Source organism: Enterococcus sp. AZ119 (assembly GCF_050546175.1).
Lineage (GTDB): Bacteria > Bacillota > Bacilli > Lactobacillales > Enterococcaceae > Enterococcus > Enterococcus faecalis.
This window is the reverse complement of sequence record NZ_CP172951.1, coordinates 2,693,569-2,707,500: the sequence shown is the minus strand read 5'-3', so window position 1 is coordinate 2,707,500 and position 13,932 is coordinate 2,693,569. Positions and strand designations below refer to the sequence as shown.

Annotated in this window: 10 protein-coding genes and 1 tRNA gene (1 of these 11 only partly in view); 10 read left to right on the top strand and 1 reads right to left on the bottom strand. The window is 39.8% G+C overall.

The window, feature by feature from the left end; genetic code table 11:
* Nucleotides 1-30, top strand: a tRNA-Pro gene (locus tag IGL37_RS13075) (it extends 44 nt beyond the left edge of the window).
* 45 nt (nt 31-75) lie between these two features.
* On the opposite strand, the gene IGL37_RS13070 is transcribed toward IGL37_RS13075, so the two are convergent.
* Nucleotides 76-933 carry a MurR/RpiR family transcriptional regulator gene (locus IGL37_RS13070; RefSeq protein WP_002354705.1) on the bottom strand — a complete coding sequence of 286 codons (858 nt, stop codon included), beginning with the start codon at nt 931-933 and terminating at the stop codon, nt 76-78.
* A gap of 145 nt (nt 934-1,078) precedes the next feature.
* On the opposite strand from IGL37_RS13070, the gene IGL37_RS13065 reads away from it, so the two are divergent.
* From IGL37_RS13065 to IGL37_RS13025, 9 genes are all read left to right on the top strand, one after another.
* The gene (locus IGL37_RS13065) at nt 1,079-2,386 is read left to right on the top strand and encodes a PTS sugar transporter subunit IIC (RefSeq protein ID WP_010706948.1); all 1,308 of its coding nucleotides are present in this window, start codon (nt 1,079-1,081) and stop codon (nt 2,384-2,386) included.
* Complete coding sequence (locus tag IGL37_RS13060; RefSeq protein WP_002385118.1) at nt 2,364-3,593, top strand: aminotransferase class I/II-fold pyridoxal phosphate-dependent enzyme; 1,230 nt, start codon at nt 2,364-2,366, stop codon at nt 3,591-3,593. The genes IGL37_RS13065 and IGL37_RS13060 overlap by 23 nt, the downstream gene beginning before the upstream one ends.
* A 303-nt stretch (nt 3,594-3,896) precedes the next feature.
* On the top strand, nt 3,897-4,364 hold the full coding sequence (locus IGL37_RS13055) for a CtsR family transcriptional regulator (RefSeq protein ID WP_002354715.1): 468 nt from the start codon (nt 3,897-3,899) through the stop codon (nt 4,362-4,364).
* A gap of 2 nt (nt 4,365-4,366) precedes the next feature.
* A complete protein-coding gene (locus tag IGL37_RS13050) occupies nt 4,367-6,862 on the top strand; it encodes an ATP-dependent Clp protease ATP-binding subunit (protein ID WP_002378875.1) in 2,496 nt (831 codons plus the stop codon).
* A 133-nt stretch (nt 6,863-6,995) separates the two neighbouring features.
* Complete coding sequence (locus IGL37_RS13045) at nt 6,996-8,030, top strand: FUSC family protein (RefSeq protein ID WP_002354721.1); 1,035 nt, start codon at nt 6,996-6,998, stop codon at nt 8,028-8,030.
* Nucleotides 8,031-8,210: 180 nt separating this feature from the next.
* Complete coding sequence (locus IGL37_RS13040) at nt 8,211-9,131, top strand: peptidase U32 family protein (RefSeq protein WP_002354722.1); 921 nt, start codon at nt 8,211-8,213, stop codon at nt 9,129-9,131.
* A gap of 27 nt (nt 9,132-9,158) precedes the next feature.
* On the top strand, nt 9,159-10,406 hold the full coding sequence (locus IGL37_RS13035) for a peptidase U32 family protein (RefSeq protein WP_002368523.1): 1,248 nt from the start codon (nt 9,159-9,161) through the stop codon (nt 10,404-10,406).
* 23 nt (nt 10,407-10,429) lie between these two features.
* Nucleotides 10,430-11,992, top strand: a complete 1,563-nt coding sequence (locus tag IGL37_RS13030) for a PucR family transcriptional regulator (protein ID WP_002354724.1) — start codon at nt 10,430-10,432, stop codon at nt 11,990-11,992.
* Nucleotides 11,993-12,641: 649 nt separating this feature from the next.
* The gene (locus IGL37_RS13025) at nt 12,642-13,916 is read left to right on the top strand and encodes a cytosine permease (protein ID WP_002360918.1); all 1,275 of its coding nucleotides are present in this window, start codon (nt 12,642-12,644) and stop codon (nt 13,914-13,916) included.
* Nucleotides 13,917-13,932 lie beyond the last annotated feature (16 nt).

Below are 13,932 nucleotides of genomic sequence, written 5' to 3'. Positions count from 1 at the left end.
GGGTCGCAGGTTCGAATCCTGTCTTCCCGATTGTGAAAAACAGTACTGATCATCAGTACTGTTTTTTTGTTTTGTTTAAAATTTAAGTATCGAAGTAGGTGTATTTTTTTGTGATGTGTAATTCTTATCGAAATTGCGACTAAAAATACAGGAATAAAGGACATTGAGGATATATTCGATGGCTAGTTGAGAGGAAAAGGTCGAGACTTTGAAATCTGCATGTTCAACGTTAGGAATGGGCAAAATCACTGTGGCGTATTTAGCTAATTGGCTGTTCAAGTCTGAAGTAATGGCAATAATCGGGGTGCCTCCTTCTGCAAAAATCCGTGCTTCATTTACGATTTCTGCAGTGTTACCACTGTAAGAGACGAGGATGGCTACGTCATTTTTGGTGGCATTGATGGCTAAATAAAATTGTTCAGCTTGATAAGGGATTAAATGGATAAATAGCTGAATGCGTAATAACTTTGTTTGAAAATCCGTTAAGCGAATGTAGGAGTTACTGACACCCACTGCTAAAATATTTTCAGCGGTTAAAAGTAAATCAATGCTTTTATTTAACATGGCCTCGGTTAATAACTGTTGGGTGGATTGAACAGTTTCAGTCGTTAACTGCGCAATTTTCTTGGCAATTAGTAAATCAGAATCTTGCGCTAAAAAAGGCATATTCGCATCAACATTCCGGATTGCTTGGTAGTGAATTTCTAAGTCGCGGGACAAGCGGATTTTAAATTCTTTGAAACCGCTAGTTTCTGTTTTTTTACACAAACGAACAATCGTGGAAGTTGAAGAGTTGGTGGCTTCTGCTAGTTCATAAATCGACATATGCAGGACTCGTTCAGTATGAGATAAAATAAAATCAATAATTAGCCCTTCGTTATATGTATAGCGTTCTTTTTGTTCTAAACATTCGATTAGATTCAATGGGTTCACCTCTCTGTGGTACTTTGTTTCGCTTTCAGTATACCTTAAGCGTATGAATTATGAAACATAGTTACAGAATCAGTTAGTCGTATTTACATCAGAAAGCGGTTTCTTTATGATGAGGATATCACAAAGGATTAAGGAGAGAAGTGAAATGGATAAGTTAACAAACTGGGTGGAGCAAGCCGTAGTGCCTAAAGTTTCAAGGATTACAAGTTTACGTTATTTTCAAGCCTTAAGAAATGGTTTTTTTGCAATTATGCCGTTAACAATTATTGGATCGATTTTTATGTTGATTACAGATTTTCCAGTAGCAGGGTATGGCGATTTTATGGCTGGAATTTTCGGTGCAGGTTGGGCGGATATGATTTCACCCGCTTATCGAGCAACTTTCAATATGATGGGAATTATTTTTGCTGGGACGATGTCCTATAAATTGGCGGAAAGTTACGAAATGGACCGTTTAACTTCATTAATTTTAGGAATTGTTGCTTACGTAGTCGTTTTACCGAAAACGGTGACCACTGAATCAGGCGAAGTTGTGACGAAAGTTTTATCGTTTGATTGGTTAGGAACGCAAGGGGTGATTACGGCCATTATTATGTCAATTCTTTCGGTTGAGTTGACTCGTTTCTGTATTAAGAAAAAATTAGTCATCAAAATGCCTGACAGCGTGCCTTCTATGGTGAGCCAAGCTTTTAGTGCATTGATTCCTGGGATTTTTGTGGTAGCGGTGGCTTTATTGATTAATGGGATTGGGCTTTCGTTTGCGGATTCCTTCCCGCAATTAATTTATGCGGTGATTCAAGCGCCACTGCAAGGTTTAATCGGAACCCCTTTTGCAATTATTATTGTGGCTGGCTTAAATGGATTGTTCTGGTGGTTTGGGATTCATCCAACTGTCATCAATTCCATGCTATATCCTATTTTATATGCGAATGCAGACAAAAACCAAAGCTTAGCGGAATTAGGACAATTAACTGCTCAAAATGGCAACTTTGGCACGGTCCAAATGCTCGATCAATTTGCTACAATTGGAGGCGCTGGTTGCACGATTGGCTTGGCTATTGCAATGGCCATCGTCGGACATTCATCTAGAATGAAAGCCATGTCGAAAATTTCGTTTGTTCCAGCATTTTTCAACATTAATGAACCCTTGATTTTTGGACTCCCAGTTATTTTTAACCCTTTATTATTGATTCCGATTGCGGTCGCGCCGATTGTATCGGTCTTGATTGCCTTTCTGTCAATGAAAATTGGGTTCATGCCAATGTTTACAAACATTCAAGCACCATGGGCTACGCCCTTTCTGTTTTCGGGCTTTTTAGTGGGAAAATGGCAAGGTGCAGTGACGCAAGTTTTAGCTGTTGCCGCTAGTGTCGTTATTTATTATCCATTTGTAAAAGCCTTAGATCGACAATATCAAAAAGAAGAAGCCCATGAAGTACCAGAAACATTGTAGAGAAAGAGGAGTGAAGGAAATGCATGTTGAGAATGATAAAAATATTTGCTGTGAAGTGGAAAAAGGAATGGAAAAAATGTATCATCCGATGGTGCCCGAGTTGGTTCAAACCTCTTCCTTTTATTTTCCAACTTACGAAGAATTTATGGCAGCGAGTATAGATGAAAAAAATAATTATGTTTACACACGTGGCACCAACCCCACAACAGAAATTTTAGAGAAAAAAATTGCTCGTTTGGAACGTGGAGAAAAATGTAAAGTTTTTGCCTCAGGAATGGGCGCTATTTCGGCAACGCTGTTTACGTTGCTCCAACAAGGTGATCATGTTTTAATGGTCAACACAATTTATGGAGAATCTGTTTCGTTTATGCAATATTTAGAGAAATTTGGCGTATCCTTGACCAAAGTAGACGTTGCAGAAACAGAAGAACTTTTTCAATTTGTTCAGGAAAACACCAAAGTCATTTACTTTGAAAGTCCGTCCTCACAAAAGTTTGAACTGCTAGATTTAGAAAAAATAACTGCGTTAGCACAAAAAATTGGCGCATACACTGTCATTGATAACACGTGGGCGTCACCGTTATTTCAGCATCCTTTATGCCATAATGTGGACCTGGTGATTCATTCTTGTTCCAAATATATTGGTGGTCATTCGGACATTGTAGCAGGGGCTGTCATTGGCAAAGCAGCGCTTGTGGATCAAATTTTTGAACATGGTCATCAAGCTTTAGGAGCAGTCAATAGTCCCTTCAATTCTTGGTTAGCGTTACGTGGTATTCGTACCATGCCTGTTCGGTTGGCGCATCAGTCTCAAGCCATCCAAACGGTGCTGTCGGCTTTGCAAAAGGATCCGCGAATCAGTCGCTTATATCATCCTTTTGTAGGAAATCAACAACAACAAGCGTTAGCAGAAAAATATTTAACAGGTTATGGCTCATTGTTTGCGATTGATTTAAAAGATACCGATTTTGAACGTTTGAAAACATTTGTGAATGCATTGACGCTAGTCACAATTGGGGTCAGTTGGGGTGGCTTTGAAAGTTTGGCCTTGCCTGTATTCAAAGGTAATAACTTGGCGGCTGTTCAGAAAAGAGGCTTGTCGCCAGCACACATTCGCATGTACGTTGGTTTGGAAGAGCCAACATCTATTATCGAAGATATTCAACAAGCCTTGGATCAAGCCTATGGCGAAGAATCGCTTTTGTGAGACATTAAGATAATCAGCTGAACAAAAGCAACTCCTTCGGAATTCGCAAGGATAAAACTGTGACGAGCCTTTGGCGAGAAAACAATAAGCCGAAATTCTTGGAGCTAAACACTTTTGTCTCAGCCTCTGTGATTCAATAACATATTTTCATTTTTAGGAGGGGAACTTAAGTCAGTTTGACTGAGGTTGCTCCTCCTGTTTTGCATTTTTTTATTAAAGTCAAAGCGTTCCTCTTTATTTAATAGGCAAAGTTCGATATAATAATGGTCAATATTAGTCAAGAGAGAAGAAGGATGGAAGACTATGAGTAATCAAAATACGTCAGATTTAATCGAGGCTTATTTAAAAAAGATTTTAGAAGAAAGTAATAAAATTGAAATCCGTCGGGCGGAAATGGCTAATTTATTTAATTGCGTTCCTTCACAAATTAACTATGTAATTAATACACGTTTTACCATCCAACGAGGCTACGCAGTTGAAAGTAAACGTGGTGGAGGCGGCTATATTCGCATTGTCAAAGTACAAATTTCAGATAACGATCAATTACTAAAACAAATGGATCAATTGATTGGCGCAACCTTAACAGAAAAAGATGCGCTAACATTTATTCAAACATTGTATGAAGAAGAAGTGATTACGAAAAAGGAAGGCAATTTAATGCTAGCTGCTTTAAGTAAAAGCACATTGAATGGTCTGGGGAATCACGAAGATTTTCTAAGAGCTCAAATAATGCGTTCATTTTTAGAGCGCTTGAGCTATGAGGAGGAATAACTATGGATGAACTATTTACAGAAAGTGCGAAAGCCGTACTGGCGATTGCCCAAGAAGAAGCAAAGTATTTTCGTCACCAATCCGTCGGTTCTGAACATTTATTATTAGCACTCGTTTTAGAACCAAATGGGATTGCCGGAAAAACATTACGACAATTAAATACTGACACAGAAGACATCCGTGAAGAAATTGAGCATTTAAGTGGCTATGGCACCATGCAAAGTCCAATGGGGAATAACAACTTATACTTACCTTATTCACCAAGAGCCAAACAAATCTTTGCCTATGCTGGAGATGAAGCGAAGCGCTTAGGGGCTCAAAAGATTGGTACCGAGCATTTATTATTGGGCTTGTTAAGAGACGAAGAAATTTTAGCGTCTAGAATTTTAGTGAATTTAGGATTAAGCTTATCCAAAATGCGTCAATTATTACTGAAAAAAATGGGCGTTTCCGAACCCAATGGCGCACAACGTCGTCGGAATGGTCAAAATAAAAATGCGCCACAAGGGACGCCAACATTGGATTCTTTAGCAAGAGATTTAACCAAGTTAGCACGAGAACAAAGCTTGGATCCAGTAGTTGGTCGCGGGACCGAAGTCCGTCGTTTAATCCAAATTTTGAGTCGCCGTACCAAAAACAATCCTGTCTTAGTCGGTGAACCAGGTGTTGGGAAAACAGCGATAGCAGAAGGCTTAGCCCAGAAAATTGTCAACCGGGAAGTCCCTGAAGATATGCAAGGCAAACGTTTAATGATGCTAGACATGGGTGCCTTGGTTGCTGGAACCAAATATCGAGGTGAGTTCGAAGATCGCTTGAAAAAAGTTGTCGATGAAATCTATCAAGATGGACAAGTCATTTTATTTATCGACGAATTGCATACCTTGATCGGTGCTGGCGGTGCAGAAGGGGCGATTGATGCTTCAAATATTTTAAAACCTGCTTTAGCACGTGGCGAGTTGCAAACAATTGGTGCGACAACTCTGGATGAATACCAAAAATATATTGAAAAAGATGCCGCTTTGGAACGTCGTTTTGCCCGTATTCAAGTAGCAGAACCAACCCCAGAAGAAGCAGAAGAAATTCTAAAAGGCTTGCGTTCCCGCTATGAAAAACATCATGGCGTAGAAATTACAGATGAAGCTCTACATGCAGCGGTTCAATTATCGATTCGCTATTTAAATGACCGCCAATTACCAGATAAAGCAATTGATTTAATGGACGAATCTGCAGCAAAAGTTCGTTTAGATAAGGCAGATCAACCTTCAGAAATTAATGAATTGCGTACCGAAATTTCTCAATTAATTACGGAAAAAGAAGAGGCCATTCAAAACCAATCATTTGAAAGTGCTGCTCGGATTCGTCAAAAAGAAAAACAAGTGATGGAAAAACTAGAAGAATTGATTGCAGTGAAAGAAAAAAGTCTGTCTGGTTACAGTACACAAGTAACAGAAGAAGACGTGGCTGGGGTTGTTTCACAATGGACAGGCGTTCCTTTGCAGCAGCTAGAGAAGAAAGAAAGCGAACGATTGATGGAATTAGAAACCATTTTACATCAACGGGTCGTTGGCCAAAATGAAGCAGTTGAAGCTGTTTCACGCGCTATCCGTCGTGCGCGTAGTGGCTTGAAAGACCCAGCAAGACCGATTGGTTCCTTCATGTTCTTAGGACCAACAGGGGTTGGGAAAACAGAACTTGCCAAAGCCTTAGCCGAAGCGATGTTTGGCAGCGAAGAAGCTTTGATTCGCGTGGACATGTCTGAGTTTATGGAAAAATACAGCACTAGCCGTTTAATCGGTTCTCCTCCAGGTTATGTCGGCTACGAAGAAGGCGGCCAACTAACTGAAAAAATTCGTCAACGTCCTTATTCCGTTATTTTGCTAGATGAAGTAGAAAAAGCCCATCCAGATGTCTTTAATATTTTATTACAAGTCTTAGATGATGGCCATTTAACGGATGCCAAAGGACGAAAAGTCGATTTTCGTAACACGATTTTAATCATGACCTCCAACTTAGGAGCAACAGCGATTCGTGAAGAAAAACATGTCGGCTTCAATGTGAAAGACATTTCTAAAAATCATGAATTAATGCAAAAACGAATCATGGAAGAATTGAAAAAAGCCTTCCGTCCAGAATTCTTAAACCGAATTGATGAAACGGTTGTCTTCCATTCCTTGAAACAAGAGGAAATTCATGAAATCGTAAAAATTATGAGTCAATCTGTCGTGAAACGGATGGCCGAACAAGAGGTTAAAGTGAAAATCACACCAGCTGCAATTGAAGTTATTGGTAAAGTCGGGTTTGATCCAGAATATGGCGCACGTCCAATTCGTCGGGCCTTGCAAAAAGAAGTGGAAGATCGTTTAAGTGAAGCCCTTCTTTCCGGTCAAATTCAGTTAGGGGATAAAGTAACCTTAGGTGCTAGCAAAGGCAAAATTACGTTAAATGTGCGGGCACCAAAAGCACCAAAAACAGAAGCGAAAGAATTACAAACTGTATAGATGAGATGCGAAGTCTGGTATAAAAACCATTTAGGGTTTTTATACCAGACTTTTCTATTTTCCAGTGGCGATTTCTTTTTGAGAATTGCCAGATTGATTTTTCTGTGCTACGTTAATAAGGAGGGGTGATGGAATGGAACAATCTTTTTTTCGAGAATTACTACATTATCAACGTCCAAAGGATAATCCTTTTCGACTAGTGTTTGCTGGCTTGGTTATGTTCAGCATTCTTTTTTTGGGCTATATCAATCATCAATTATTGATTTCAAGCTTTGGCTCGTTAGGTATTTTTACTTTTTTATATTATCAGCCGTTACCATTAAAACAGTTAATGACTCGTTTATCTGTGGTCGGTAGTTACCTTTTTTTAGGAAATTTGTTAGGCATGTTATCGACCCATATTGCATGGCTTATTCCCATTGTTGTTGCACTGGTCGGTTTTGGTGGCCGCTTTTTCTTTGAAGTCTACGATATTTCAAAACCAGGGGCCTTCTTTGGTGTGATGGTGACAGCGATGGGTGCCAGTACGAGTATTCCGTTAGCAAAAATTCCGTTCATGAGTGGCTGTATGTTATTAGGTATTGGCTTTTCTATTTTGTTTGCACTAGTGTTGCATTTTACAGAGAAGGAAATCAGTGCCCCGCTAGCTAAGCGATCATTACGGGAACGAATTTATCGGCATCCAGAAGCGCCATTAGATAGCATATATTATAGCTTTGTCTTATTTTTTGCTGTATATATCAGCGAAAGTTTACATTTACAAAATCCGTATTGGTTAGTCGTTTCCTGTGCATCCATTTTACAAGGAGACAATTTACGTGCGATTAAGCAGCGAAATATTCAGCGAATTTTTGGCACAACAATTGGTTTGGTTATTTCTGCTTTTCTGCTTAATTTAGCTTTGACAACTTTTGAATCGATTGTCGTGATTACAATCTTATTTGTGACCGTTGAGTATTTTATTCGTCGTAATTATGGATTGGCACAATTTTTCACAACGCCTATGGCTCTGATGCTTTCATTGCTCGTTCGTCAGCAGTACGTGATAACGTTGATTCAATTCCGCTTTTTGGGGATTGTTTTAGGCAGCTTGTTAGGCTTAGCGGCAGCGTGGCTATTCACCGTTGTAGTAACGTTTTATGAACGAAAATATCACTTGAACGAGTGACCAAAGAACAGATGACCAGTAATTAAAAAAAAGAACATTTGGTAGGTAAGCGGTTGGCGCTTTTCTACCAAAATTTTTTCGGAAACATTGTGAAAAATGTACGTTTAATACAGATAGGCTCTTTTAAAGTTTGTGAACGTATGATACTATTAAACGGTCATAAAGAAGGAGGCTATATTTATGATTGAACTGATTGCAACTGCAGAATCTGTTGAGCAGGCTGTAGAATTACTCGCAACAGGTGTGGATACATTATATATTGGAGAAGAAACATTCGGGTTGCGTTTGCCCGTATCTTTTACACGAGATGAACAACGCGAGATTGTGAAACGTGCACATGAAATGGGCAAACAAGTGCTAGTTGCAGTAAATGGCATTATGCACCCTGAAAAAATGAAATTAGTCCCAGAGTATCTGACATTTTTAAAAGAAATCAACGTCGATAAAATTACTTTGGGTGATCCAGGTATTGTGTTTATTATGCAACGAGATGGATTAGAAATTCCTTACGTTTATGATGGTGAAACCTTAGTAACGAGCTCACGTCAAATCAATTTTTGGAGTAAACGAGGAGCCATCGGAGCTGTCCTAGCTCGGGAAGTACCTTTTGAAGAAATGGTCGCAATGGAAGAAAACTTAGCAGTTCCAGCTGAAATTCTTGTCTATGGGGCGACCTGTATTCATCAATCGAAACGCCCATTAATTCAAAATTACTACAATTACACAAAGAACGACAAAGGGGTTACGAAAGACGAAGGGCTGTTTATTTCTGAACCCAAAAAACCAGAAACTCACTATTCCATTTATGAAGATAGTCATGGTACGCATATTTTTGCCAATAACGATGTGAACTTGATGAATGAGTTAACAAACTTGTATGACCATCACTATCGCACATGGAAGCTCGATGGCCTTTACACACCAGGTGAAAATTTTGTCGCGATTGCTCGCTTATTTGCTGAAGCGAAAGCAGCACTTGAAGCGGGAACTTGGTCAGAAGATCAAGCAGCTCATGCAACAGCTGAAATTGAAAAATTACATCCAACAGGTCGTGGCTTAGACAATGGTTTCTTTGATTTAAGTGCCGATGCAATAAAATAAATTGATTCATTTAAGGGGAAGAAGAACATGAAAGTAATGACAGAACGAACATTGAAGCGTCCCGAGGTGTTGGCTCCAGCCGGGACGCTAGAAAAACTAAAAGTCGCAATTCGTTACGGTGCCGATGCCGTTTATATCGGAGGGAATGCCTACGGTCTGCGTAGCCGCGCAGGAAATTTCACGCCAGAAGAAATGGCGGAAGGCGTAGCCTTTGCCCGCGAACATAATGCGAAAGTTTATGTCGCTGCCAATATGGTCACTCATGAAGGAAACCAGGAAGGGGCAGGAGCGTTTTTCAGAGAATTGCGAGACATCGGAATTTCAGCTGTGATTGTTTCCGATCCAGCTTTAATCGAAATTTGTGCGACAGAAGCACCAGGTTTACCTATCCATTTATCGACACAAGCTTCAGCAACCAACTATGAAACATTAGAATTTTGGAAAAATGAAGGCTTAGAACGTGTGGTTTTAGCGCGCGAAGTTTCAATGGAGGAAGTTGCAGCGATTCGTGAAAATACGGACATTGAAATTGAAGCTTTTATTCATGGAGCAATGTGTATTTCATATTCAGGACGTTGTACTTTGTCCAATCATATGTCGATGCGGGATGCCAATCGTGGCGGTTGTTCTCAATCTTGTCGCTGGAAATATGAGTTATTTGATATGCCTTTTGGGACAGAACGTCGGAGCAAAACCAGTGAAGGGGAAGTTGAAGAAGAGTTTTCAATGAGCGCCGTAGATATGTCTATGATTGAACATATTCCAGAATTAATTGAAAATGGTGTCGATAGTTTTAAAATTGAAGGTCGCATGAAATCCATTCACTATGTTTCGACAGTCGCTAATGTGTATAAAAAAGCCGTCGATTCTTACATGGAAGACCCTGAAAACTATGTCTGCCAACAAGAGTGGATTGATGAATTATGGAAAGTAGCACAACGTGAATTAGCAACTGGTTTTTATTACAATACACCAAGTGAAAATGAACAATTATTCGGCGAACGTCGTAAAATTCCACAATATAAATTTGTTGGCGAAGTGATTGCGTACAACGAAAAGACGCAAGTCGCGACAATTCGTCAACGGAACCTTTTCAGTGTCGGCGATGAAATTGAATTTTATGGTCCTGGGTTTACCCATTTCCACCAAACCGTTAAAGAGATGTATAATGAAGACGGTGAAGCGATCGATCGGGCACCTAATCCCATGATGTTATTAACAATGGAAGTGACGCAACCTGTTGCAGTCGGCGATATGATTCGTAAGAAAAAATAAACCAGCCAAAAGGAGGAGTAATTATGAGTGTCCGCGTGAATGATTTATTAAAATTACCGTCTTTGCGAGAAGCAACGGTACTTTCTGGTAAAAACCAATTGGACACATCTGTTGCTTCTCTTTCTTTTTTAGAAGTCTCTGATATGTCTTTGTTTTCGGAAAAACTTCACAAAACAAATGAATACCATGCTGGCGAAATTTTGATTGGTTCATTTTGTGCCATTCGTCATGATGTGGTGAAGCAATGCGAAACGATTCGGCATCTCCATGAATTAGGCGAAGTAGGCCTAATCTTGTACTACGTTGGGATTATCGTACCGAAAGTTGCAGAGGAAGTGATTCAATTAGCGGATTCTTTAGGTTTTATTTTAATCCAAATGCCTAAAAATGATCCCACATTACGCTACAACGAAGTCATTTATGAAGTCATGAAATTGTTAGTCAATAAAAATAAAATGGCTTCTTTTGCAACGGACCTCTTGGAAAAAGTTTCCCTTTTGCCTGAACAAAACCGCAGTGTGGAAATGACCTTGAAAATCCTATCCGATTTTTTAAAAGTCAACATTGCGTTAACCACATATACCAATGAAATCATCAGCACCATCAATTGGCCGCGAAGCACGAAATTGCCCTTAACCAAGTTACTTTATCAATCACAAGAGAAAGTAGCGCTGGGAGAAACGACCTACTTCATTACCTCGCAAAAACTTCCTCAGAAAGATGGACAAACATTGAAGCTTTACTTCATTCGAGAAGAAGAGCAGTTAACCTCTTTTGAGATGAATCAAGCGGTGGAAGTCGTTCAGATGGCTCTGAATTTATGGGGGAAAAACTATGACGAAGTCAGTGAGTATGCCTTAGTCCAAGCAATCATTAACGATGAAAGTGATAAGATGTACCAATTAGCCAAAAAATTAATGATTGATATTTCTTCTGTCGAAACGATGTGGCTTTTGCCTATTTGGCAACAAGGACAAGAAATCCACGCTATTCAGCAAGATTTGAAAGATTTCCTACGTTACTATTACCAAACAACGATTGTCCAGCAAACAGAAAATTACCTGATTGTTCTCTTAGGTAATTATTTACACAAACAGCCTGAAGCCACGATTAGTAAAGAATACTTGCAAGCCACAGACTATCAGGACTATTTAGGTGAAATCATCCTTTGTCCGAAAGTTCGTAACACGACTGAAGTGCGTGTCAGCTACCAAACCGCTAATCAAGTCGCGCCGTTTTTAAAGCGCGTCTATCCACAAAGAAAAGTGTTATCAATCGCGGAAATTCGTACAGTTCAACAAATGATGACGTGTCTCCAAGCAGGAGAAGAAGCAATCCAACAACGCTTAGCAGTTATCCAACCTCTCTTAAAAGAATCAGAGCAGTTAATGACATTAGGAACGTTTTTACTAGATGCAAGTAGTGATTTTAAAGAATGCGGCGAACGCCTATTTGTTCATAAAAATACGGTCAAATATCGTATCAGTAAAATTAATGAAGCGCTCGGCTATGATATGACTAACGCCGCCGAAGCCTATGAAGTCTATTTGGCGATGATCTTATATCGCTTGGTCACGAATGAATGAAAAAAGCAGACAGCGGTCGGGACAGAAGTGTTTAACTCCGAGAACCACGTAGGTACTGTTCAACACTCTCAAAGGCTCAAATACATCGAGTAATCGCAGATGTCATCTATTTGCTTTGCAAATGGTGTTTCTCAGCAATAAGAAGGAATTTCCGAAAATTGTCATAAAACACAACGAGGTACGAGTTGATGTTGCATGATACCTACCCGGTGTTCTTTAATTTTTGGAGACCAAGTAGGTATTGTTCATCATCGAATCACTACGTTCTTCGTGATTCTCAACAATTTCGGCTTATTGTTTTCTCGCCAAAGGCTCGTCACAGTTTTATCCTTGTAAGTTCCGAAGGACCTTCACCAAGTAGGTACGATGATTTCATCTGTTCATGCTTCACAGTGAAACATCGCAACTCTTAGAGTTGTAGCTCTTTTGAAGGCTGTACTGTGACGAGACGCATGTCGAGAAAATACCTTAGAAGTTGTTGAGATCGGAGCAACGCATAGTGTTGCTTCTGTTTCCGCCGTTTATCAATTTTTGTCCCAGGCTCTTGCCTGCTTTTTATTTTAAGCCAAAACTTCCTTGATATTTTTTTCAATTTGAAAAAGACCTATGACTGATTTTTCGTTATAATTGAAAAAATAATTAAGGAGGAATGAGAATGAAATTAAAAAACGAGCAACAACAATCGTGGCTTAGCTTAGCATTTGTTTGGGCGGGCGCAATGATTAGCGTGCCAGGATTAATTATTGGAGGAACGTTAGTTGCAGGCATGCCTTTATGGGAAGCTTTGTTAACAGGATTTATTGGTTACGGTATTATTGTTATTTTAATGATTTTACAAGGAATTCAAAGTTCCGACTTACAAGAACCTTCTGTCAAAGTCGCTTCTCAAGTGTTTGGCATTCAAGGTTCGCAAAAGATTATTTCCATTATTCTAGCGATTGCTTGCTTAGGTTGGTTTGGTTTGCAAGCCAATGTCAGCGGCGGCGCCTTCACGAACTTTTTAAAAATTTACGGCATTGATTTACCTGTGTCGCTTTCTTCCTTAATCTGGGGAGTTATCATGCTTATTTCGGCTCTTTATGGCATAAAAATATTGAAAATTCTGAATTATTTTGCGGTTCCTGTGTTAGTTCTGGTTTGTCTTTATGGCTTGGTGGCTTCGTTAAGAAACAACGGTTGGGCGGCTGTTAGTCAATATACCCCTCAAACAGCAGGAAGCTTTATGTCAGGTCTTTCAATGACTGTCGGTTCTTTTGCATTAGGCGCAGTAATTGCTGGAGATTACTCTCAATATGTTTCTTCTCGTAAAGATGTGGTCAAAGCGGCCACCTTAGGGATTTTACCGACAGGCTTGTTGATGATTGGCGTTGGTGCGGTCTTGACCATTGCATCGAACACCGCAGATATCACGGAAGTTTTTATGAATCTCGGTTTTCCAGTTTTAGGAATTATTGCGCTAATTTTAGCAACTTGGACCACGAATGCCGTGAATGCTTTTTCTGGCGGACTGGCCTTGATTAATGTCTTTGATATTCCAAAAGAAAAAGAAAAAGTCGCTGTCGGTGCGGCCGGCGCCATTGGAACCTTATTAGCAGTTGTGGGGATTTTAAATTACTTTACGCCGATTATGTCCGTCCTTTCTGCGATGGTGCCACCAGTGGCTGGTGTAATGATTGCTGCCTATTGGTTGATTAACAAAGGCGATCGAACCAAATGGCAGCCAACGCCTGGCGTGAATAAATTAGGTGTTTTTTCATGGCTAATTGGTGCTGCAGTGGGGGGCATTCCGGTGATTATGAGTTTCTTTCCCAATGCCCCTCAATTGCCTAACCAACCGCTAATTGGCATTGTTTTATCGTTTGTTATTTATTATTTCGGTGCAAAACGTCAACAGACGAACACCGAATCATTAGAAATGGAATGAAGAAGAGGAGTGTCGG

Bases quoted from the DNA above. Each gene is read 5' to 3' on its own strand.
- IGL37_RS13065 (WP_010706948.1), top strand. From the start codon at position 1,079: ATGGATAAGTTAACAAACTGGGTGGAGCAAGCCGTAGTGCCTAAAGTT.
- IGL37_RS13060 (WP_002385118.1), top strand. From the start codon at position 2,364: ATGAAGTACCAGAAACATTGTAGAGAAAGAGGAGTGAAGGAAATGCAT.
- IGL37_RS13055 (WP_002354715.1), top strand. From the start codon at position 3,897: ATGAGTAATCAAAATACGTCAGATTTAATCGAGGCTTATTTAAAAAAG.
- IGL37_RS13050 (WP_002378875.1), top strand. From the start codon at position 4,367: ATGGATGAACTATTTACAGAAAGTGCGAAAGCCGTACTGGCGATTGCC.
- IGL37_RS13045 (WP_002354721.1), top strand. From the start codon at position 6,996: ATGGAACAATCTTTTTTTCGAGAATTACTACATTATCAACGTCCAAAG.
- IGL37_RS13040 (WP_002354722.1), top strand. From the start codon at position 8,211: ATGATTGAACTGATTGCAACTGCAGAATCTGTTGAGCAGGCTGTAGAA.
- IGL37_RS13035 (WP_002368523.1), top strand. From the start codon at position 9,159: ATGAAAGTAATGACAGAACGAACATTGAAGCGTCCCGAGGTGTTGGCT.
- IGL37_RS13030 (WP_002354724.1), top strand. From the start codon at position 10,430: ATGAGTGTCCGCGTGAATGATTTATTAAAATTACCGTCTTTGCGAGAA.
- IGL37_RS13025 (WP_002360918.1), top strand. From the start codon at position 12,642: ATGAGAATGAAATTAAAAAACGAGCAACAACAATCGTGGCTTAGCTTA.